At 48.3% G+C, this 19,323-nt stretch carries 20 protein-coding genes and 1 pseudogene; 12 read left to right on the top strand and 9 right to left on the bottom strand.

What is annotated here, in order from left to right:
• The 3 genes from PHW04_17520 to map form a co-directional block, all read left to right on the top strand.
• A partial coding sequence (locus PHW04_17520; protein MDD2717691.1) for an ankyrin repeat domain-containing protein occupies positions 1–419 on the top strand: 419 nt, incomplete at its 5' end.
• A gap of 36 nt (positions 420–455) precedes the next feature.
• On the top strand, positions 456–2,399 hold the full coding sequence (locus tag PHW04_17515; protein MDD2717690.1) for a response regulator: 1,944 nt from the start codon (positions 456–458) through the stop codon (positions 2,397–2,399).
• Between the two features lie 106 nt (positions 2,400–2,505).
• Positions 2,506–3,273, top strand: a complete 768-nt coding sequence (map, locus tag PHW04_17510; protein MDD2717689.1) for a type I methionyl aminopeptidase — start codon at positions 2,506–2,508, stop codon at positions 3,271–3,273.
• An 8-nt stretch (positions 3,274–3,281) separates the two neighbouring features.
• Here the strand turns inward: map and PHW04_17505 are convergent, their stop codons facing one another.
• The gene (locus PHW04_17505; GenBank protein ID MDD2717688.1) at positions 3,282–4,334 is read right to left on the bottom strand and encodes a hypothetical protein; all 1,053 of its coding nucleotides are present in this window, start codon (positions 4,332–4,334) and stop codon (positions 3,282–3,284) included.
• A gap of 466 nt (positions 4,335–4,800) precedes the next feature.
• Positions 4,801–6,309 carry an N-acetylmuramoyl-L-alanine amidase gene (locus tag PHW04_17500; GenBank protein MDD2717687.1) on the bottom strand — a complete coding sequence of 503 codons (1,509 nt, stop codon included), beginning with the start codon at positions 6,307–6,309 and terminating at the stop codon, positions 4,801–4,803.
• Between the two features lie 565 nt (positions 6,310–6,874).
• Between PHW04_17500 and PHW04_17495 the strand changes: the two genes are divergently transcribed.
• The 4 genes from PHW04_17495 (at position 6,875) to PHW04_17480 (ending at position 10,970) form a co-directional block, all read left to right on the top strand.
• Complete coding sequence (locus PHW04_17495; GenBank protein ID MDD2717686.1) at positions 6,875–7,522, top strand: hypothetical protein; 648 nt, start codon at positions 6,875–6,877, stop codon at positions 7,520–7,522.
• A gap of 411 nt (positions 7,523–7,933) precedes the next feature.
• Positions 7,934–8,410, top strand: coding sequence for a zinc ribbon domain-containing protein (locus PHW04_17490; protein MDD2717685.1), 477 nt, complete (start codon positions 7,934–7,936; stop codon positions 8,408–8,410).
• Entirely contained in the window at positions 8,407–8,646 is a 240-nt protein-coding gene (locus PHW04_17485; protein MDD2717684.1) for a hypothetical protein, read from the top strand. The genes PHW04_17490 and PHW04_17485 overlap by 4 nt, the downstream gene beginning before the upstream one ends.
• A 14-nt stretch (positions 8,647–8,660) precedes the next feature.
• Positions 8,661–10,970 carry an ankyrin repeat domain-containing protein gene (locus tag PHW04_17480; GenBank protein MDD2717683.1) on the top strand — a complete coding sequence of 770 codons (2,310 nt, stop codon included), beginning with the start codon at positions 8,661–8,663 and terminating at the stop codon, positions 10,968–10,970.
• Positions 10,971–11,026: 56 nt separating this feature from the next.
• Here the strand turns inward: PHW04_17480 and PHW04_17475 are convergent, their stop codons facing one another.
• A complete protein-coding gene (locus PHW04_17475; protein MDD2717682.1) occupies positions 11,027–11,770 on the bottom strand; it encodes a class I SAM-dependent methyltransferase in 744 nt (247 codons plus the stop codon).
• A 196-nt stretch (positions 11,771–11,966) separates the two neighbouring features.
• On the bottom strand, positions 11,967–13,121 hold the full coding sequence (locus PHW04_17470; GenBank protein ID MDD2717681.1) for a PDDEXK nuclease domain-containing protein: 1,155 nt from the start codon (positions 13,119–13,121) through the stop codon (positions 11,967–11,969).
• Between PHW04_17470 and PHW04_17465 the strand changes: the two genes are divergently transcribed.
• A complete protein-coding gene (locus tag PHW04_17465) occupies positions 13,098–13,427 on the top strand; it encodes a hypothetical protein (GenBank protein MDD2717680.1) in 330 nt (109 codons plus the stop codon). The two genes, PHW04_17470 and PHW04_17465, sit on opposite strands and share 24 nt — an antisense overlap.
• A 186-nt stretch (positions 13,428–13,613) precedes the next feature.
• Here the strand turns inward: PHW04_17465 and PHW04_17460 are convergent, their stop codons facing one another.
• From PHW04_17460 to PHW04_17445, 4 genes are all read right to left on the bottom strand, one after another.
• Complete coding sequence (locus PHW04_17460; GenBank protein ID MDD2717679.1) at positions 13,614–14,948, bottom strand: hypothetical protein; 1,335 nt, start codon at positions 14,946–14,948, stop codon at positions 13,614–13,616.
• 141 nt (positions 14,949–15,089) lie between these two features.
• On the bottom strand, positions 15,090–15,659 hold the full coding sequence (locus PHW04_17455; GenBank protein ID MDD2717678.1) for a GNAT family N-acetyltransferase: 570 nt from the start codon (positions 15,657–15,659) through the stop codon (positions 15,090–15,092).
• 163 nt (positions 15,660–15,822) lie between these two features.
• Positions 15,823–16,281 (bottom strand): MarR family winged helix-turn-helix transcriptional regulator, encoded by a 459-nt coding sequence (locus PHW04_17450; protein MDD2717677.1) that lies wholly within the window; start codon positions 16,279–16,281, stop codon positions 15,823–15,825.
• Positions 16,265–17,173, bottom strand: a complete 909-nt coding sequence (locus PHW04_17445) for a DMT family transporter (GenBank protein ID MDD2717676.1) — start codon at positions 17,171–17,173, stop codon at positions 16,265–16,267. Before PHW04_17445 ends, PHW04_17450 begins: the two co-directional genes overlap by 17 nt.
• 163 nt (positions 17,174–17,336) lie before the next feature.
• On the opposite strand from PHW04_17445, the gene PHW04_17440 reads away from it, so the two are divergent.
• Together PHW04_17440 and PHW04_17435 are read left to right on the top strand one after the other, a co-directional pair.
• Entirely contained in the window at positions 17,337–17,516 is a 180-nt protein-coding gene (locus PHW04_17440) for a hypothetical protein (protein MDD2717675.1), read from the top strand.
• Between the two features lie 165 nt (positions 17,517–17,681).
• A complete protein-coding gene (locus PHW04_17435) occupies positions 17,682–17,882 on the top strand; it encodes a hypothetical protein (protein ID MDD2717674.1) in 201 nt (66 codons plus the stop codon).
• Positions 17,883–18,000: 118 nt separating this feature from the next.
• On the opposite strand, the pseudogene PHW04_17430 reads toward PHW04_17435, so the two are convergent.
• A pseudogene (locus PHW04_17430) lies at positions 18,001–18,206 on the bottom strand (DUF5131 family protein).
• A gap of 418 nt (positions 18,207–18,624) precedes the next feature.
• Here PHW04_17430 and PHW04_17425 point away from each other — a divergent pair.
• Together PHW04_17425 and PHW04_17420 are read left to right on the top strand one after the other, a co-directional pair.
• Positions 18,625–18,987, top strand: a complete 363-nt coding sequence (locus tag PHW04_17425; GenBank protein MDD2717673.1) for a nuclear transport factor 2 family protein — start codon at positions 18,625–18,627, stop codon at positions 18,985–18,987.
• Positions 18,980–19,323 (top strand): DUF1697 domain-containing protein (locus tag PHW04_17420; protein MDD2717672.1); only part of this gene is annotated, 344 nt, incomplete at its 3' end. The genes PHW04_17425 and PHW04_17420, both read left to right, overlap by 8 nt.

The following is a 19,323-nucleotide window of genomic DNA, read 5'->3' as shown; positions in this document are numbered from 1 at the left end:
TGGAGATGCTGCTGGACAAAGGGGCTGATATTGATCAGAAATCCCTGTTCATCTCTTCCTGCCGGAACGGGCAGACAGACATAGCCAGGCTGCTTCTTTCCAAAGGAGTTGACGTCAACTCAAGAAGCGCCCAGAATGAGACCGCCCTTATGGTGGCTTCTGCCGGGGGTTTTTTGGACACAGTTAAATTTTTGATCGAATCCAAGGCAGACCTGAATGCCGGGGACGGAGATAACCGCACTGCCATGATGTTTGCCGCTACCGGGGGCTACGAGTCTGTGATGGCTCTCCTGCAGGAAAAAGGGGCTGATCCCAAGCTGAAGGATAAAAACGGCAATACAGCCGGCATAATTCTCGAAGGCTTCAAGAATTCGCAGGAAGAACCTGAGGAAACTCCGGAAGAGCAGAGCGGAGAATAATCCATTTTTCCATCCTCTGAAAAAAATCTGCAGGACATTGAAGAACGCTATCGAGAGCTGCTTGACAACATGCCGAGCGGCGTAGCTGTCTACAGAGTCGAGCACGACGGATGCGACTTCATCTTCAAGGATCTTAACAAAGCCGGTGAACGCATCGAGGGCGTGGCCAAGTCCGAACTGATCGGCAGGAATGTCAGGGAAGCCAGGCCGGGAGTGGTCGAACTTGGACTTTACGATGTTTTCCAGCGTGTATACAGAACCGGGATTCCGGAATTTCACCCGACTTCCTATTATCATGATCAGAAATTCACCCGCTGGTATGAAAATTATGTATACAGATTGTCAAACGGTGATGTGATCGCGGTTTTCGACAATGTCACTGAGCGCAAGCAGTCCGAACTGGCCATCAAGAACAGCGAGACCGCTTACAGGACTCTGGCAGAAAATCTTCCAGGAATAGTGTACAGGGTGACGCTCACTGATGAACCCGGGATGATTTTCTTTAACGAACAACTGTTAAAAATGACTGGATATTCGCCTGCTGAATTGAAGCACGGCAAGGTCTGTTCCATTGACCCGCTGATTCATCCGGATGACAGGGAATCAGTGATTGAGGAAGTGGGAGAAGCAGTGAATTTGAAATCCCAGTTCCAGATTGAGTACAGACTGATCCGCAAGGATGGAGAGATCAGGCAGATGCTGGAACGCGGGAGCGTGGTCTGCGGCGAAAGTGGAGAGCCGGTCTGCATCGACGGTATCATCTTCGATGTCACTGAGAGGAAGAAAATGGAGGAACAGCAGAAGAAACTCCTGGAGCGCATTCAGCAGGCACAGAAAATGGAGAGCCTGGGCGTGCTGGCAGGTGGAATTGCCCATGATTTCAATAATCTGCTGATGGTGATACTGGGTAATGTTAGCGTTACAATCACGGATATTTCGCAGGTGTCGCCGATCAGAGGCTCCCTGGTTGAAATAGAGAAAGCAGCTTTCAGGGCTGCCGATCTCTGTAAGCAGATGCTGGCCTATTCGGGGAAAGGACGGCTCGTAATCGAAGTGATCGACCTTTCTGAACTGGTGCAGGAGATGACACACATGCTCGAAGTCACCATCTCCAAAAAGGTAGTGATGAGATACAATTATTTTCCGAATCTGAAGTCCATCCGAGGGGATGCCACCCAGATCAGGCAGGTGGTTCTGAATCTCGTGATCAACGCTTCAGAAGCCATCGGCCAGAACAGCGGAGTGATTTCCGTCAGCACCGGAATCCTGGAATGCGAAGATAAATATCTTAAGGACTCATACCTGGACGATGCGCTGCCAGGCGGCGAGTATGTCTTTCTGGAGATCTCAGATACGGGTTGCGGCATGAAACGTGAAGTGATCGATAAGCTCTTTGATCCCTTTTTCACCACTAAATTCACAGGTCGCGGACTGGGCCTGGCAGCCGCGCTTGGTATCATCCGGGGACATAAGGGTGCGATCAAAGTCTACAGTGAGGAAGGCCGTGGCACTACCTTTAAAATCCTGTTCCCTGCGCTCAACCTTCCTGCCGATAAAACATCCCAAGCCCCTGAAGATAAGGTAAGCTGGAAAGGGACAGGCACAATCCTGTTCGCAGACGACGAAGAGCCGATTCGCGATCTGGTAAAAAAAACACTGGAAAAGGCCGGGTTCAATGTGCTGGTTGCCTGCGACGGCCTGAAGGCTCTGGAAATCTATCGGGAAAAACATGCTGAAATCACATGCGTGATCATGGATCTCACCATGCCTCATATAGACGGCGAGGAAGCCTTCAGAGAAATGCAGAGGATAAATCCGGATGTGAAAGTCATCCTGTCCAGCGGATTCAACGAGCAGGACGTAACACAGCGGCTGGCCGGTAAAGGGCTCACGGACTTTATCCAGAAACCATATCGGCCGCATGATCTGATCCTCAGGTTGAAAGCACTGTTAAACAAAGGAGACACTTGCAAAACTTGATTTTCAGGCTGATAATGATTGATATACACCGTACTGATGCTAGAGTTCTGCTAGTGCTCCGTGAGCCTCTAATCTTAGAATAAGAGGCTCAAAGGAAACCCTCAAGATGATTGAACTGAAATCCAAGTCAGAAATCGAAAAAATGGCGGATTCAGGAAAAATCCTGTCAGAAGCCATGTTTGAAATCCGCAGGATGATCCGACCTGGACTGCACACGATTGAACTTGATAAAAAAGCCTATGAGATCATCACCCGCTCTGGAGCCAGGCCCACATTTCTTGGCTATGGACCTGCAGGCAAGGCATATCCTGCTTCAGCCTGCATTTCGGTGAATGAAGTAGTAGTGCATGGGATTCCCGGCATGCGTGAACTCAGGGATGGCGACATTGTCGGGATAGATCTTGGAGTGACTAATAAAGGCTATATTGCTGATGCGGCATACACTTTCGCTGTAGGGAATATCCCGGAGGAAGTCCAGGAATTTCTCCAAATTACAGAGAACTCGCTCTATCTCGGCATTGATAAATTCTCTCTGGGAAACCGCCTTGGCGACATTTCCCATGCCATCCAGAGCTATGTCGAATCGCACGGTTTTTCCGTAGTGCGGGATCTTACCGGACACAGCGTCGGGAAACAGCTGCATGAAGGTCTTGAAGTGCCCAACTACGGGCAGTCCGGAAAAGGCGTACGCCTGAAAGAGGGGATGACCCTGGCGATAGAGCCTATGATCAACATGGGCGGCTGGGAAGTGGACTTCCTGCCCGACGGCTGGACTGTTGTCACCAGGGACAGGAAGCTTTCAGCCCATTATGAGCATACTGTGGCACTGACTGCAGACGGTCCCAGAATCCTGACTGAATTCAACTGGGATTAAGTCTGGTCCTAATTAACCATCGCTGTAGCGCCGACATAACCGGCCTGCAGATTCACATTAACGATCTGCGGAGTGACTTTCAAACGCATGATGCAGTTGAAATCGATGTTGAAGCTGATTGACTTCTGAGCCTGGTAGTCAAGCTGCATCAGGCCGCTCACTGTCGTGATGTTGAATTTCTGCAGATTCTGATTGATGACTTTGACCACTTTTTCCAGCAGTTTGTGGCCATCAGTATCGGCACTGCCTGCTACGATTGAAATGGATTTGATGATCAGTTTGACCAGGTTGACATTCTGGCCCTCAATACCTGTATTGACTACGAATTTCACGCCCTGACCATTGTCGTTGACGTCGAAGGTAAGAGCCGCATTGCCGTTCCCCAGGTTCAGACCCACGTCGTTGATGCTGAAATTATCGTCGCCGTTGTCCACCTTCCCGGCGAATTTTTTGATCGCTGCCAGGACAATGTCCATCCCGACATAACCCTGCACTTCGCCCTGATTGTTAGGAACTATATTGTTAGTGGAAGCGAGCGTCAGATAGCCGTCACCTACAGCGATATTTTTCAGTATGACATTTTCCATGCCGTCCAGAAACACCTTGCTGGAGAGCTTGAGTCTGACTGCGCCCAGTCCGCCGTTGCAGACGTATTCAGCACCGACCTTATACTCGGGATTGCCGTTCGAAGAGTTGATGTTGCAGACAGCCTGTGCCATCAGATCAGGCAGCCAGCGGCTGATGTCGACGTCCATGTAAGTCGCATAACCTTCGGTGAGAGCGATGTCTACGTCGCCCTGAGGAGTGACTCCGACATGGCCGTGAATCTCTACAGGCCGCCATTTGTAGAATACGATCTTGTACCAGTACTGGCAGGTGAAAACAAAAGATCCGCCCTGGCAGAACTGCAGGCAGGGGCTGGCTATGCCCTGCTGGCCAAGCACCTGAGGCAGAATGGAGTTGATCACATTTTCCTGGATTGTGACCTGGAAGTCGCTTTTTCCGAATGCGAAGGCTGCGACTGCGAGAAACAGGCAGAGAATTATTAGTTCTTTTTTCATGATACCCCCCGAATCTATTGTTTTTTTAATCATATCCGCAAAAGCGGGTCTGTCAATGCAGTATCCCGCGGCAATTTGTGTCAAAAGTCAGATTGATGAAAAATGCCCGTCTGCGTCGTTGCATTCACCTGCGCAGCTCACAGTACGATTATGTACAGCTCACTTTGCGCGGGTTCATGCGCCTAGCATCCAGGCATTTTTGATCAATCTGGTAATTTCAGTGTTGCAGTGAAATCGGAACGCAGTGAATATCTCTATTCGATTTCCATCTGATGGGTGTAAATGAATCCCTTACGGCAGTCAGGGATGATCACTATATCCTAGTACATTGTAAACGATGTTTCATGTAATGGCAGGTTCTATGCAAGAAGTTGGTAAGTTAGTAGGTTTGTAAGTTTGTATGTTGGGAAACATTGTTTACAGTCTACAAGTTGTCATGGGCTGCCATTTCATTGATGCAGTGGTTTTATCCTGCAGGCGGGCCTTCTGTGATGTCCTCTTCGTCGATCCAGCGGGATTTCCAGTCCACAGCTACGAGCGGAGCATAAATATAGCCTTTGCGGCCGTCTGGAATGACCACTGAATACCAGTCTCCTGCTTCGCCGTAAACAGTGCCTGCCACCTTGCCTGTCACAGTGACTTTGACACCTTTGGAAAGAGCTGTGATTTTGGCGTCATTAGTGCTTGGTCCTTTGCGCACGTTTGCGCCGACTGTAGGTTTGATCACTCCGGTTTTTGTCTGATTATCAGGATTCGGGTTTGGGTTCGGATTTGGTGTAGGATCAATGTTCGGATCGTTACCTGAAATCAAAGCCATCAGCTTGTCCCAGGGAATGTTCCCAGCGCAGTCAGTGCTGCAGCCTGGCATATTCTGATGCTCTTCAATGCCAGGGGAACCGCGCTTGATCGGGATCTGATACTTGTCGCAGAAAAATCTGGTGAGCTTGGCGCTGCCTTTCTGCATGGCATCACTTCCCCACCATTCCGGATGAGCCAGGGTGGCTTCGTGCTCGATTGCGATGGAGCGGGAATTGTTGTCTTTGCTGGCTGATGATCCGCAATTCCAGGATGTGTCATTAACAGAGACCATCTGGGTAATTTCACCGTCAGTGTGGCGGATCGCGAAATGAGTGCTGGCCTTGGCAGAGCTGTTGTGAAACCAGGATATGCATCCTGCGTATGTTCCTTCTCCCATCCAGTGCTCGACCCAGGTGTCGATCTGATGACTGCGGCCTTCTTTATAATTACAATTAATAAAACTGGCAACAGCTCCGGGATATTCGGCTGCACGGTCTGATCCGCCCTTTACAGCATTGAAACGGGTCAGTTTCTTATCCACTTCTGCGAGATTCAGCCTGGTATCCGCTATGATTTCCACTTTCTGGTTGAACAGGTTGGTTTCAACTACACCATTTGCCAAAACGCTGTAATAAAGCCGTGTCTGCATCTCCTGCAGTTCTGCTCCATCAAGACCGGTGAGTTTTTTGAGCGGTTCCACCCAGTCTTCCAGCCGGGACGGGACAAGCGAAATTTCGCGGGCGTAACTGGCAAGAAGCGCAGCTGCCCCGCGGATGTTCTGCAGAGGATCGTCTTTCAGGACCTGCCGCGCGACTCCAAGCAGGACAGCGGCATCGCCCAGAGTGTCGCAGTAATCGTTTTCAACCAGATGCATCACACCCCAGCCCCGGTCGATTGTTGGGCCGATCTGCATCCAGTTGTTTTCAACGTATCCCACTGCTTCAAGCAGCTGAGCAGGCACTTTGAACTCGGCAGCAGCCTGAGCGATCATTTCCCTGACATCTCCGGAAGAAGCCTTACTGCGGTTGAGATAATGGCGCCACAAGGCAACATCTTCGGGGGATGCGTCGGATAAAGTCTCGACAATCTTGAGCATCTCCTGGGGATCGTATTCAGTCGCTTTTACGGGCTGGATGATAAAGAGTATGATGATACATATGATGAGCCCATTCTTCATACTGTCCCCCCTCAATACTATGTATTTATAATTAAATTATACTCAGATCATCGCAATTTTCAAGATGATTCATTTCCATCTTACCAGCTGCTGGAAATCGCATCAGGTTTGCCGCAGGTGTGGAGGACCATTTTGTTTGACACTGGTTACTCGTGAAGCGACAAATTATTTTGACAATGCTAAAGTGTTAAAGAAGCGAATTTCGATGATCCAGTTTAGTTCAATGAGATTTTACCCATGAAATAAATTTTTCCTGCATTTTTTCAGGAGAGGTGTTGACTGAATGGGTGACTGAATGGGGACGGTGCTTTACTTTGTGACTTTTCTCAATCCATTCTGTCTCAATGAATTTTGTCAAATGTATAGACCCGGTTCACGGTTCAGACGGTTCAGATTCCCTCCCAGGGCATGATTTTACATTCCTTTTACATGTTCTTGACAGGATTTTGATATTACTTGGTTACATTTAATTAAATCATGGCATACATCCGGAGGAGGTGAGAAAAAAGATTAGCGTGTGGCTTTATTCAGGGTTGAAAGCCTGAAAAATCTTAATGGAGGAAAAATGCGGACTAGAGGACTTTTTCTGATGCTGATGCTGGTTGCTGTGTTCAATGCTGCTTGGGCAGGGATGACTGTCACTGTGAATATCAAGCCCGACTATATTGCCGATATGGCCTGGTGTTTTTTTGTGCCTGAAAACGGTGTTTCATCGATTCAGGGACAGACTTACCATAGCGGGCAGATCATGCATACTGAAACCAGCGGCTGGATCTATTTTTGGAAAGTGAAAGGATTTGTCGAGCCCACCCGGACATGGGTAGGAAGCGCAGAAATATCCATGAATCTCACGGTTGAATACTTACCTGTGGAATTGAAAGAACTCTATAGTTCAGTGGATCTTTCTCGATCCCAATATGAGCATGCTGCAAAACTGATCGGTATGGCCGACCGCTTCAACCAGCTCATGGACCGACTCCAGAATCAGCAGATCTCAGCAGAACAATTCCAGTCTGGGTTGAGTGGAATTCAGCAGGAAGGCAATTCATTCGCTGGCTGGGTGATCGAAGCATGGCATAGCGGAAACAGGAAACCCCTGGATGATTTCCGGAATTTCTACCTGAGCGACGAGCTGTATATGCAACCTGCAAAACAGGCTGCGATAAAGATCCTTGTGGCAGATAGAATCCCCAACATCCCGGTGATAGAATAGAAACCATTTATCAGCATCGCCCTTAGCGATCAAAGCATCATACAGCTGATTACATCTGAAAGAGGCGGGTCAACCGCCTCCTTCCGGATTCATGTCAAAGAGTGCAGCATAGTTGGTGACCGAAAGGGAACGGTGCTTTACTTTGTGACTTTTCTCAACCCAATCCGATGTTTTAACTGGTTTTGTCAAATGTATAGACCCGGTTCAGTTTTCCCCTTGATTTCCCAGACACCAATCTATCCAGCTTGCATTTTAATGACCGCTCCGCCATAATTTAAACATGTCGAAGTCCATGTTCATGGCTGGATGCAGCTTTTTCCCATCGACGAATGGCAGATGTTCTGTTCAAAGTTTTGCTAATAAGGAACTTTCACGGAGTTTTCGCTAGTTTCCAGCCTGCCGGGAGGAATCGTGATTAGATGCCAAGCGTGCCAGAGGACGGTAGCGGACGGATTCAATTTCTGCCCTTATTGCGGCAGCGAATTCAGCGCTGAAAAAATTGCATCTGAGAACAGCCTGTCAGGCAAACCTGTGCATTTTCCAAAAGATTACTGGCGCAGAGCATTGGTAACGGTGAACCGCGCATGGCGGCTCGTGTTATCATCCTTGAACGATTACATGGTTGCCTGCCTTATCACAGCAACAGCCTACATACTCCTGAAACTTGTCCTGGGCTATAATCCTTCAGTCATGGATAGGCAGACGACTTTTGCCGAGGCGGGTTTGGCGCCTCAGATAAGGAACATCATGTTAATTATGCTGCCGTTCTTTGCCCTGGAAACTGTTCACTGCATGTTTTATTCCATGCATATAGCAGGGTTAAGGGGAAGCAGGCCCTGCATTTCAGATTTTCTCTCATCATTCAGGCGACGGCCTTTTTCGCCATGACTGCACTTATTGTTGCCATGCTTTCATACACAAGCCTTTTCTATGACGTTTACAGCCTGTTTTCGGATGCGCTTGACAAGACCAGTGAATTCATCCCCTTTGCAAAGCAGATTACGGCTTACATCATTTTCTTCGTAAAAACCTATTTTTCCATCCTGCTCATGGTTCTCTGCCAGGCGATTGTAACAGTGTGCTACCATGACATAGGCGGCACTGATCATTCCCGCAAATTCTAAGACAGGAGGGACAGGTGTTCGGCTTTTTGACTTTTCTCAATCCATCCGAGGGGTTAACCGGTTTTGTCAAATGTATAGACCCGGTTCAAATTCCCAAAGGATCGGTATTCCTCTCCCTGTTTTTTTGCTGGCTTCTCTTTTCAGCCGGAATTCATGCCGAGGAAGCAGTGAATTTCACTATAAGCCCAGCTGCTGTAGAACAGACCCGGGAGACCTCACTGGCCGAACAGATAGCCACTGTTACCGAGTCCGGCGAAGCCGCATTGCTCGGCAGCATCGACAGTGCAGCCAGTCTTGACAGTGGAGAAATCCTGGCTGCATTCTGCACAGGGTGTAAAACCAGAAGGCCTGCCATCCTGAAGCATCTGCTGGGCAGAGCAGAGTTCCCGGCCCGGGATTTCAGCAAGGAGAGCGATCCTGACCTTTACAGCCTGCTGAATGACAGCCAGGACGAAGAGCTGCTCAGCCTCCTGCTGAGAAAGGGCGCAGTCAAACTGCACCCCGAAATGGTACCTGCGATCCTTGGCGCAGAGCTTGCGGCACAGCTTAAACTGGAATCCTGGAACAGGAAAACCGACAAGTTGTCCCCCCTCTGCTTCGTCAAAAGCCCGGAAGTGGCCCAGTATCTGATCGACAGAGGGTTCTCACCGGACGGGTTCAGAAGCTATAATACGGGCAGTTTCAGGCCGCTCGATTATACGGCCAGGATGGACGTGGCTCAGGTGCTGATCAGGAACGGGGCTGTTTTCAGGATGCCTGTTCAATTCAATTTCGGTTCAGATGAAATATCTATTTTTTCATGGGATCAGCATCCGCTGCTGAGGACCAAGTCGATGGAAGTGGCCAGGCTTCTGATCAGCGAGGGTTGCGGCTGGGAGCTTCCCGACTGGCACGGTGATCAATCGATCTCTCAGCCGACGGCTGATCCTGCTCTGCTGAAACTTCTGCTTGATCAGGGAATTTCTCCCAACATTTCCGACACATGCGGCATTCCGATCCTGTTCAATTACACATCTTCGACGGCAGAAGCCCGCATCATGCTTGAACATGGTGCAAACCCGAAGGTAAGAATGCCGGTCCAGGCTGAGGATATTTCAGCCTCGAATCTCTATCCTCACATGGATACCGGGGAAATGGGATCAGGTCTGGCAGGGAAGCAGGGATACACATTGATGCATTGTGCAGGGAACGGTGATTTCGTGCGCCTGATGCTGGAATACGGGCTTGATCCTAATCAGCGCGGCGGGCAGAGAAACGAAACACCGCTTCACACAGTCACTGATCCCGGCGCAATATCAGCCCTGATCGAAGCAGGGGCTGACGTCAACGCCAGAGATGACCAGGGAAACACGCCCCTGTTCAACAAAAATCTAAAACCGGAGGGTTTGAAACTCCTGCTCAGCCATGGAGCCGATCCGGATGCTTTGAACACTGGAGGGCAGAATGTGCTGGAAATGCACCCTGAGGCTGATTGCCGGGAATTCCTGCAATCATGCTGCAAGGTGTCGATTCAGAAAGGTGATGAGACAGCTGTGAAGAAGGATCTGTCTCTTTCTTCTGTTCTGAATTTTCTCAATCGTGAAAAGGGACTGTCCAATGAAAGGAAAATCGCTCTGGTCAATAAATGCCTGAATCAGGAAGGGATCAAAATCACAGATAATGAAGGTCGCGATCTGCTGTGGGCATGCCCCAGTCCGGAAGTCGCCAGAATGATGGAACAAAAGGGCTATAACCTGAAGGAAAATGTTGTCATAATCATGGCAGATGCGGTTAGTGAAGGGGGACACGAAGACCTGGTGCGCTATCTTCTGGAGATAGGTATGCCGGAACTCATGGCAGACGATAAGGGCAGGCCAATGAAAGACGGCACAATTTACAAATCCTCTCCACTGATGAGATGCAATTCCGAATACATAGATATGCTTGTCAGAGCAGGATTCTTGCCTGATTCTACCAATTACAGCGGTATTACGCCGCTGATGGAGGCAGTGAAATTCTGTGACAAGGCCGACAGAGTGAAACAGGCTGAAAAGCTGATCGCAGATGGTGCGGACGTCAATCACGCCGGCATTGCAGGCTGGACACCATTGCATTATCTGGTGGTATTTTTCGCCAGCAGATGGCAGGGAGGCAGCGAAAGCCGGGATGTTCAACTGATGGATCGCTCATTGGAGATGTTGAGATGTTTGAGGAATGCAGGAGCAGATCCGCGGCTGAAAGACAACCGCGGCAGAACTGCTCTGGATTTATTCAGGAATGACTGCCGCGGCAAGGGCGTTCCTGAAGAGGGCAAGGTTGACGAGATGGTGAAATTGCTTCAATAATTTTAACTGCATTTTCTCCGGATTTCCCCCGTTCTCCAGCCGGATGCTCCATTGCATCACCGCGGCATCAGCGCGAACACACCCCAGCCCAGGTATTCACGGGTGTAAGCGGCGTAGCGCCCGGGTTCCGAGGTCAGTTGGGCTCGAACCTCTTTTGCGAACTCGTCGCCGGGATTGGCTTCAAGCCATCGCCGCATGGTGAGCCATTTGGCCGCCTCGTATCTGTCCCAGCCGTCCTGGTCAGCAATCATCATTTCAACGACGTCACAGCCAAGGCGGCCGAAAGACGCGAGAAGTTCCGGAAGCGTGAGAAAGTCGGAGATTGCGTGGACCTGACATCCTCTGGCGACTTCCTCGGTCGGAGGCAACCGCCAGTAGGGCTCTCCGATGAGGATGATCCCTCCGCTGCGCAGGCTCTTCGACAGAAGCTCGATAGTGCCGGCGACACCGCCGCCGATCCAGGTGGCACCGACACAGGCAGCCACACCGACCAGCTCGTCTGAGACATAGCCTGCAGCATCGCCATGGATGAACCTGACTTGATCGGCGACGCCGAGTTCCACTGCACGGAGTTTCGCCTGCCCGGTGAACAGCGGGCTCATATCGACGCCGGTTCCGACGATTCCGTGATCGCGCGCCCAGGTGCACAGCATTTCCCCGGAACCGCTGCCGAGGTCGAGCACACTGGTCCCTGACTCAAGACGCAGCGCAGCACCGAGAGCGGCGAGCTTATCAGGTGTGATCGGGTTGTGGATACGGTGAGCGCTTTCAGTGATGTTGAATATCCGCGGGATGTCCATTTCGTGAAATCTCCTTATTGTTTTGAATAGATCCGGTCGGTCAGACACCATCTTTATCATTTCATTAATCCAGTTCTTTTATTCTACACATTTCCGGCCTGTCTTCCAACCTGGCAGTTTGATGTGCAAAGTGCGGGTCTGGCATTGTTTATTCAACGGAACGCTAATTTTCAAGACCTGCCCCTAATTTTTCTCGTCATTTGCTCTCCTTTCGCCTTAATTGAATCACCGCCTGCGCCGTGACAATTTCATGACGCAATGTTTCTGCGTCCGGCAGCGAGGTCAGGTATTTCGAGGCAAAGACACTGGCCTTGATGCCTCCTGTGGCGTATTTAACAACTGTGTTGTCTCGCTCGCTGCAGAGTATGATGCCGATCGGGTCATTTTCTCCAGGCAGTGTCAGATGCTCCTTGACAAAATTCAGGTATAGATTCATCTGTCCTGCGTCGGCATGGGAAAATGCGCCCCTTTTCAGATCAATGATCACGAGGCAGCGCAAGACTCTGTGGTACAGCAGAAGGTCGATCCGATACCACACTGTGCCGACGCGGATTCGCTTCTGTCTGGCCACGAATGTGAACCCTGGTCCCAGTTCGAGTAGAAACCATTCCAGATGACGGACAAGTGCCTCTTCCAGCGATGATTCGCCATACTCATCCTTAAGATTGAGAAATTCAAGCAGATATGGGTTGCGCACTTCGTCTTCCACTGACACAGAGTCTTCAGATTTAGCCTGTTGACCTCGCCTAAGCATTACATGCCGCCGTTTTGAGATGGTCGTGCGTTCGAAGAACTGAGTGCTGATCTGACGGTCAAGCTGCCGCACCGACCAGCCGCCTCTGATTGCCTCGTTCTCATAGAAAGCTCTGGCCGGAGAACATTCCACTGACATCAGCCTCACATAATGCGACCAGGTGAGTGGGAACAGTACGGGAGATACTGTAGATTTCTCATATTTCTTCTCGACTTTAGCGTTCTCTGATTTCCTTGCTGTGCCAGAATAAGTCGCCCGGGCTTCAAATATGCCAGACGCTGTCTGGCATATTCTCCAGCCATGGTAAAACAAGCGCATCTGCTGGAGATTAGAACGAGAAAATCCCCGCCCGTATCTTGCACTCAGATCACGGGACAGCATCAACAGCAAAGCCTCTCCATATACTGCCCGTTCTTTACCGCCCTGCTCAAATTCCACAATATTGCGCCCGATTTCCCAGTAAGTGGCGGTCAGAATGCTGTTGACAGATCTGGCTGCAGACCTCCTGGCCTGTTCTAAAAGAACAGCAATTTCTCCAAGAAGGATGGAGTATTTTTCTTCACTGCAGGGCAATTGGGCATCATTTTCCTTGATCATGGAAATGCTTTAACAATTCCCATGCCAGGAATCAGTGGCCGGTTTTCTCCTGATTTCAGCGGGATTTCAAGCGCGTCAGAATTGAAATATTCTCAAACTGAGCTAGTGCAGTCTCAGAATGAAACAAAAAGAAGCAAAATAGGATTCAGTTCACATCCGGTTTCAACGATCCGGCCATTAGAAACAACCGCCCATCCCAGAGCGCAGGCGCTGACCCGTTGGGGATTCCCGGTTTCAAAATCGATGGAGACGAAGTTTTTCATTATCTTTTTATCTCGCTTTATTGAAAACCTATTTTTTTCATGAAATCTCGATGTTCCTGGTTAATGAAAGAAATTCCCGTGCTGAAGTATCTGAAAACATCTCCTTCTTGCGTGCATTCAATACTTGAATTCAAAACAACAGCTGCTAGTTTTTTGTGAATCAACAGGGACGGTGCTTGACTTTTTGACCTTCTAAATCTGTCTGGCGTTTTGACCGGTTTTTAATTTTTCATTCCCTGTTGAGCTGTTGTGGATCGTCAAACAGGACTCTGAACTCCTGGGAATTAAATCCTGCCGTATAAAATGCAGTCCTCAATTGCTTTAAATAATCCTGATGCTGAAGCATTCGATGCCCGTCTTTCAGTAAGGCAAGTTTCGAAATTTTATACTCCTTTGCAAGAATCTTTCCAATTTCCGGCGAAAAGACGACATCCTCGCTCCCGGAAATGATCAAAACCTCTCCGCTATAGGCGGAACGCTGGATTTCAAAATTCTTGACAGCTATTTCACCGGATTGACTGGCTGCCAGAAAATCCTGCAGAATCGCAGATGAGAATTCATACAGCAGATTTACGGGCTTTTTACCGGATTTGAGATACTTGTCCAAATCCATGCCGGTCAATTCAAACCATCTTACTTTGACCGACACTTCAGCCGGAATCGATAACAGAAATGAAGCGAGCATAAAATTGCATTGTGGGTTGAGCCAGATTTTCCAGTAATCGAATTTTTTTCCGGAGTTCAGCTTTTGAAGAAGTTCCAATTGCCGTTTGGGGCCTTCGACATGCGTTCTGGCAAGATTATACAGCAGATATGAAAATTCCGGCGGATAAGCTTTTTTGTTCTTGACCGCCAATTCAAACTCTCCTGAAACAGATTGATCCAGATCCGCAAGATCACGGCTGTAATGCAGATTGTTAACCAATGAAAGGTCAGGAGCTCCTGTGACTTCCAAAACAGTTTTTGAAACATGCTGCCCGTATCTGGATAAATACTGCTGGGCAAGTACTCCGGCCCCGGATGCGCCCAGCAGCATGATTTTCCCATCTGCTGAAATCAACCCCTGTCTCAATAAATCCTGGCGCACGGCTTCGATATCTTCCACCTGCTGATCGGAATCAAAAAGGTTCATTGCTTCTTTGAAGTTTATGCTGCCGTCATTTCGATAGACCTCGGGGAAAAACGCGGGAGACTGGCCTCGCACTCCTATCAGGACATAGGAAAGACCTGGCAGAAGGCTTTCGAAATACTGGAAGTCCGGCCTGGTATCCACCAGCTCCATTTGCCCGTCAGTTAAAAAAAAGATGACATTACCGCCCTTCTGAAAGTTCGGGCTCAGAATATAATAATTCTTAAACTGTCCTTTGCTTTTATCCTTATGATCGATGGGCAATGTCAGATAATGGTGCTTATCGTCAGGAGGCATTTCAGGATAATACTTTTCCAGATCCAGGCGTGTTCTGGGGATTCTGAAAAGGGATCTGTATTCCAGAAAAACTGCAATCCCGCAAAGCAATGCGATCCCTGCGAATATGATGAAAAAAATCCCGGGTCTTTTTTTCATGAAGTCAATCCTGGTCTGTAATTTCGAACTCAGTGGGTGCTTTTTTACTTTTCTCACTCCATCCGGCGGTTTAACCGGTTTTCTCGAATGGATAGACCCGGTTCAAATTTCCAAATTTCCCCTATGCATTTTCCTTCGCATTCAGCGAACCCTAAAGTCACAAAGCCAAGCACCGTCCCCGTTAGTCCCCCGGTAATCTATACCGATGTCCTTTTCCATCAGAATTGCATAAGGACCGTCATTTCCGGTTATTTTATAACCAAGCTTTTCATAAAAAGCAATGGCGCTGTTATCCAGATAAACTGCCAAGCCTGTTCCGGCCATTTTCTGTTCTTTCACTTCAGCCTCAAAACAATTCATCAGCCAGGTGCCGATTCCCTTGAAACGATGGTTCTCCCTGATTTGAATCGAACTGAGCACAGCTGTTTCTCCGTCTTTCCACCAATAATAACAACCGACGCTTTGGCCTGCAAATTCAACGATTCTGGCGGAATTCAGGTTTTCTGCAATCAGCTCCCGTGATTTTTCCTGACTCCACTGTCCGGGATAATTACGATCCAGTTCAGGTTTGAAATGCAGCCTGTCCATTTCCACGATAAATGGGATGTCTGCGGAAACTGCGCAGCGCAATGTATATCCGGGAATGGGGCATTCCGGCAGTTGTGAAGCTGACACTTGATTTATAAGGACAGAAGATGTTTTTCCGCCCATTTTCTGATGTCCTCCTCTCGTGAGTGGGGACGCTGCTTTACTTTGTGACTTTTCTCAATTCATTCTGTCTCAATGAATTTCGTCAAATGTATAGCCCCGGTTCAGATCCACTCTTATTTTACCAGGAAGTGGGTGTCCATTTTATTCAGCATACCTCAGAATTTCATTTCCTGAAATGTTGGCGGATAGCTTCGAGCATTTCTGTGAACTCAGCCCATTTATCAGCTCCAAAGGAGCTGATAAAAGACTGTTGGAGAGTTTCCCATTCGTGCATTGCCCTGGCGGTGATATCTTCTCCCTGGGGCGACAGTTCTATGACTTTGGCCATCCCTTCACCGGTAGGGGTCGTCTTGAGATACCCTTTCTTCTCCAGGATATCCACCGCCCGGTAAAGAGTCGTTCTTTCCAAATCAAGATGCTCAGTGAGCCTCATTTGAGGTATAGGCTGATATCTGGATACATTGATCAGAATGGCGTATTGAGTTGAATTCAAACCAGCGACAGCCAGGGCTTTGTCATAGGCTCTGCCTACCACGCGAGCGGCCATTTTGAGATTAGTGCAGGCACATTGTATCTTCTGCAGCGGCGTACCGCCAGATTCGATTTTATGTTTTGACCGCATGCTTACCTTCATCACGAGCAAAGTAAATTCCTGTGATGATTATGATTGTACCAAGAATTTGTAGAAAAGTAACAGTCTCGCTCCTGAACAAGGCACCAAAGAGAAGAGCGATAACAGGCGGAATGTAATAAACCGAAGATGCTGTGATGGCCCCGAGTTTGTCGATGATGAAATAGTACATCACAAAAGCAAGTCCGGTTCCTGTCAGTCCGAGTCCGAGAACCAATGCCAAAAGAGCCTTCGAATTTTCCAAAATGGCTCCCATTCCTTGTGTTGGTGTAACTGGTATCAGTAGAAGGGAAGCGAACAGCGCCTGATATGAAGCAAGCTGCAAAGAGCTCATTTTAAGAGGAGCCACGACTTTTTTGGCATAAAGTATTGCAAATGCATAACTGATAGAACCCATTAACATGAAACAAACTCCCACCAATTCCCCGCTTTTGCCGAACGAGAAAGCGGATTTGAGATCTGCTACCAGAAGAACTCCAATCAAGCCTATAAAAATACCAAACCCCTTCTGTAGGTTCAGCTTTTCCGCCGGAAGGATCAGAACGACCAGAAGTGCTGTCATTAAGGGAGTAGTCCCGCTGATGACTCCGGCAATTCCGGAAGCAAGGAGCTGTGTTCCTTTAACGTAGAAATAATAAGGCAGAACATTAGCCAGTAAAGCCATTGCCCCGAAATGATGCGCTCTGCGGCAATCTTTCCAGCTTAAAACTTTCATCACGAGTGCATACACGAAGATGGGAAGGCCTCCTGACAGCACACGAAGCCATACCACTTGCAGAGGGCTGATGACAGAGACGACGATTTTCATGAAAAGAAAATTCGTACCCCAGATCACCCCGAGAGCAAACAGGACGAGAAAAGGGAACTGTTTTAATATTCTCATATGATGTATATACATCATATGAATTGACGTGTCAACTTTTTTTTGAAACTAATGAAGGGATAGTTTTGAGAGTCGTGTTTCCTTTTTGCGAAAGAAACTGCGCAACCCTTGACTTCACGAGACTTTTCGAGTACAATAATAAAAAAAAGAAAAAGGCGGCGCGATGTCGGAATTGAATAAAAATTCAATCGATTCCTGGACCAAAAAAGAAGTCTCGCTGCTCAAAGAACTTATCAAGCAGAACACCCCGACTCATGAGATGAAAATGAAGCTCGGCAGAACCGAGGAAGAAATCTGCAAGAAGGCCTGTGAAATAGGTGTTGCGCTGAAACCGTTGAATTGAACGTTTTACATCAGGCTTTCAAGATTTCCTGATCTTCAGAAAACTCTTGCATCACACTATTTCATTATGCAAAACGCAATGCACAGCAAAGATGAAAAAGTGTCAACTGCGGGTTTCACGATTGGCATTCTCTTTGCTTAATTCAAATGTAGCGGGGATTTTTATATGAAGATCGAAATCCGTGAAGTAAAAGTGAACGATTACCGAACTGTGAAGATAATCGAATTGTCAGGTGACTTTGACTATGAGGGAGAGGAAAAAATCGAGAGCATTCTGGATGAGGATTCTTCAATCAAAAAAGGCAGAGTGGCGTTGAATCTATCCGGGCTCGCGTATATTAACAGCACTGTGATCGGCATCATTTGACGAGTGGGGACGGTGCTTTACTTTGCGACTTTTCTCAATCCATTCTGTCTCAATGATTTTTGGAGGATTCGGGGACGCCTTACTCATCTGTCTTCTCCTTCTGCAGGCCTGGGATTAATCAACCCCGCCATGAGCTATGCGGATTTGTCTTTTTCATATTTATTTTCCCAGCCACCACTGGCCTCTGTTTCCAAACCTTCCCCTCCAGCAGCCTTCCTGCTTTTTCTTATTTGTTCCACCCCATTGCTTGAAGAAAAACGGAACTCCTACAATCAGGCATTGATCGCTAATTTCAATGACACATTCTGGTTTTAACTGACGTGCTGCGGAGCAGGATTCTCTATCTGAAGTAAAGAAAATACCACTCATTCAGAAAATTCCTTTTTCGTTAAGGTATCATCAAGTCTTTTTTCACTCTACGCCTTAATTTTATTCCGATTCCGGACATCGTCAATCACCTTTTCGGGTGAGACCGGAATACTGAGGAATAGAAAAATGAGCTGAGATGCGCTACGCCCGGACTTCAACAGAAAACTGATGCCAGGGGATGCCTGAAATGCTCGTTTTTTGCCTGTTTTCAGACAGTACATTGATAACACCTGAATGAGACCTAACTCAGACCTAAGGTGCAGAAAGGGAGAAGGGTACAGACTTCGGTCCGATTCTTTTGATTATTCCTTCACTGCAGACTATCATTAAAGCATGAAGACACTCTCGCGGTCTGATCAGAGTTCATCCTGGAATTTCAGATATGGATAAGAATTTTGCGGAATCTTTTGCCGAGGAATGGATCAGGGCCTGGAACAGCCACGACTTGGAACAGATCTTATCTCATTATGCGGATGATTTTGAAATGTCATCGCCGAAAATCATCAGCATAGCCGGTGAGCCGTCTGGAACGCTGAAGGGCAGGAAAGCCATCGGACCGTATTGGTCAAAGGCCCTTGCTTTGAGGCCTGCTCTGCATTTTGAACTGATCAGGGTTTTTACAGGTGTTGATAGCGTGACGATCCATTACAGTAACGATGCCGGGCAATCCGCAGCTGAGGTTTTTCACTTCGACAGCAGCAAGAGAGTCGTAAAAGCATTTGCTCACTATGCATAAAGGCGGACAGAAGCTTACCGGGTTCGTGGCTCTGTTCCGGGGAATCAATGTCGGGAAGACGAAGCGCGTGGAAATGGCCAGGCTCAAGTCCATGTTCGAGTCCCTCGGCTGTGCGGACGTCTCGACTTACATCAATTCCGGCAATGTGATTTTCGCAGCAGGCGGGAAAGCGGAAAACATCGGAAATGTTATCGCATCAGCACTTGACAGGGAATTCGGATTCTACGCAGATATCCTGATCAAAACAAGAATAGAGATGAAAAAGATAGCTGGCGCCATTCCGGCTGCCTGGCGGAACGATTCCGTTCAGAAGACTGAGGTTGCCTATCTGTCCAC

Source organism: Candidatus Wallbacteria bacterium (assembly GCA_028687545.1).
Taxonomy (GTDB): Bacteria; Muiribacteriota; JAQTZZ01; order JAQTZZ01; family JAQTZZ01; genus JAQTZZ01.
The sequence above is the reverse complement of the archived record's forward strand: the minus strand, read 5'-3'. Positions and strand labels throughout refer to the sequence as shown.

Coding starts and splice junctions, on each gene's coding strand:
- map (MDD2717689.1), top strand. CDS start 2,506: ATGATTGAACTGAAATCCAAGTCAGAAATCGAAAAAATGGCGGATTCA.
- PHW04_17505 (MDD2717688.1), bottom strand. CDS start 4,334: ATGAAAAAAGAACTAATAATTCTCTGCCTGTTTCTCGCAGTCGCAGCC.
- PHW04_17500 (MDD2717687.1), bottom strand. CDS start 6,309: ATGAAGAATGGGCTCATCATATGTATCATCATACTCTTTATCATCCAG.
- PHW04_17495 (MDD2717686.1), top strand. CDS start 6,875: ATGCGGACTAGAGGACTTTTTCTGATGCTGATGCTGGTTGCTGTGTTC.
- PHW04_17485 (MDD2717684.1), top strand. CDS start 8,407: ATGACTGCACTTATTGTTGCCATGCTTTCATACACAAGCCTTTTCTAT.
- PHW04_17475 (MDD2717682.1), bottom strand. CDS start 11,770: ATGGACATCCCGCGGATATTCAACATCACTGAAAGCGCTCACCGTATC.
- PHW04_17470 (MDD2717681.1), bottom strand. CDS start 13,121: ATGATCAAGGAAAATGATGCCCAATTGCCCTGCAGTGAAGAAAAATAC.
- PHW04_17460 (MDD2717679.1), bottom strand. CDS start 14,948: ATGAAAAAAAGACCCGGGATTTTTTTCATCATATTCGCAGGGATCGCA.
- PHW04_17455 (MDD2717678.1), bottom strand. CDS start 15,659: ATGGGCGGAAAAACATCTTCTGTCCTTATAAATCAAGTGTCAGCTTCA.
- PHW04_17450 (MDD2717677.1), bottom strand. CDS start 16,281: ATGCGGTCAAAACATAAAATCGAATCTGGCGGTACGCCGCTGCAGAAG.
- PHW04_17445 (MDD2717676.1), bottom strand. CDS start 17,173: ATGAGAATATTAAAACAGTTCCCTTTTCTCGTCCTGTTTGCTCTCGGG.
- PHW04_17440 (MDD2717675.1), top strand. CDS start 17,337: ATGTCGGAATTGAATAAAAATTCAATCGATTCCTGGACCAAAAAAGAA.
- PHW04_17435 (MDD2717674.1), top strand. CDS start 17,682: ATGAAGATCGAAATCCGTGAAGTAAAAGTGAACGATTACCGAACTGTG.